The sequence below is a fragment of the Aquibaculum sediminis genome (assembly GCF_040712085.1).
Classification (GTDB): domain Bacteria; phylum Pseudomonadota; class Alphaproteobacteria; order Kiloniellales; family DSM-21159; genus Aquibaculum; species Aquibaculum sediminis.
This window is the reverse complement of record NZ_JBFCVK010000018.1, coordinates 1-1,861: the sequence shown is the minus strand read 5'-3', so window position 1 is coordinate 1,861 and position 1,861 is coordinate 1. Positions and strand designations below refer to the sequence as shown.

Below are 1,861 nucleotides of genomic sequence, written 5' to 3'. Positions count from 1 at the left end.
CCGTATAACAGCGGTGTTGCTAAAGCAAGAAATTGGGGAGCTTTACAAAGTGAAGCTGATTTGATCGCCTTTCTTGATGCAGATGATGCCTATCAAGCTGGCGCATTGGAAAATGCCCCTTTTATCTTTTCTCAACTTACTCAATTGGGGGGAATTTGCTTACCTCTTTATCCCGTAGATTTTCCTCAACAATATTTAGATCACCTTGGATTTTCTGAGGCTTGGTATCGTTTATGCTTGATTGTAGCAAGTAATAAAGTGTTCAGAAGACGGCTGTTTCTCGCCTGTGGTGGCTATCCTCAAGATTCGCTCTATCAACAATTTGATCTGCCCCCAAAAAGTTAGACTATATTCTAATTTCATTCAAGGACTGAGTTCTGTATTCCACAGGGCTTAGTCCTTTGAGCTTCACTTGAATACGCTCATTGTTGTAGTAATGAATGTACTCGTGAATCACTTTTTCAAGCTGTTCAAAGGTTTCAAACCGCTTGCCAAAGTAACATTCCGTCTTCAATCGCCCGAAAAAGCTTTCCATCGCACCATTATCAAGGCAATTGCCTTTTCTCGACATACTTTGCGTAATACCGTGTTTTTTCAATATCTCCCGATAACCCATCATTTGATACTGCCATCCTTGGTCGGAATGCAGTATCGGTTTTTCCCCCGCTAATCGGTTCACCGCCTAGGTCAGCATTCTGGTTATCTGCTCAAAATTCGGACTTCTCGCCACATCATAAGCAATAATTTCGTTATTAAACAAGTCTTTAATCGGCGATAAATACACTTTGCCTTCCGCACATTTGAACTCGGTGATATCCGTTACCCACTTCTCATTCGGCATCGTTGCCGTAAAATCCCGTTGCAACAGATTATCGGCAATGTGTCCCACTTTGCCTTGGTAAGAACGATATTTTTTCTGCTTACTTTTTCCTTTTAACCCCAAACGTTGCATTATCGCTTGCACCCTTTTGTGGTTGATAATCAAGTATTTCCTTAATTCCAAGGTAATTCGACGATAACCATAATTTTCGTCATTTTTGCGATAAATTTCCTCTATTTTCTGTGAAATCGCTACATTTTTATCCGACTTTGGCTTGAGATGATAAAAGAACGAACTGCGTGCCAATCCGATTAGTCTGAGTAACAATTCCAACGGGAAACGCGAGCGTAAGGCATTTACGATGACGGCTTTTTCTGCATTTTTTGTTGGTTGAGTTCCTGCAACTTTTTTAGCATTGCATTCTCCGCTTCTAATTCCAAAATTCGGTAACGCAAGCGTTCTTCTTCTGTTTTGGGCGTTGGTGGCATTTTAGGTGAGTTGAGTTTCATACTTGGACGACCTTTAGGTTTGAGTAATAACCCATCTATACCTTGTTTTTCAAAGCGTTGCAACCATTGACTAATTATCCCTGAACTGGGGATATCAAAGCGAAAGCAGGCGGCTTCAGCGGAGCACTGGCCTTTTTTGATAGCTTGAATAACCTTTAATTTAAACTCAACAGAATAATATCGTTTTTTACCTAACACAGCTAATCCATTGATTCCATTATGATTAAATTTCGCAATCCAACGTGCTAACGTGCTTTGGGGAAGCTGAAAATACTGGCGAGTAAGCGAACGGTTTTTTCCATTTTGATGATAAAAGTCGAGCACTTGTTGTTTGAAACGTTGAGTATATTTAGTCATAAAAAATCTGCACCTTAATCAGTTGGTTATTTAGTCCAACTTTTGGGGTGCAGATCATTTATTACTCCTTGTTTTCTGTGAGTTTTCGACAAATTCTTGCAATCCATATTGTACTGTATGCTCTATTGGCGAGTGCTATGAGTTTAATTTCTTTTTGCAAAAAGGGTTCGTTTTT

The 1,861-nt window shown here is 39.8% G+C and carries 1 protein-coding gene and 1 pseudogene; one reads left to right on the top strand and one right to left on the bottom strand.

The features are described from left to right. Positions 1-345: glycosyltransferase family A protein (locus ABZ720_RS17370; protein WP_366556794.1), on the top strand; the 345-nt coding region annotated here is incomplete at its 5' end. Position 346: 1 nt separating this feature from the next. Here ABZ720_RS17370 and ABZ720_RS17365 read toward each other — a convergent pair. Then, positions 347-1,686 (bottom strand): annotated as a pseudogene (locus tag ABZ720_RS17365) (IS3 family transposase). Positions 1,687-1,861 lie beyond the last annotated feature (175 nt).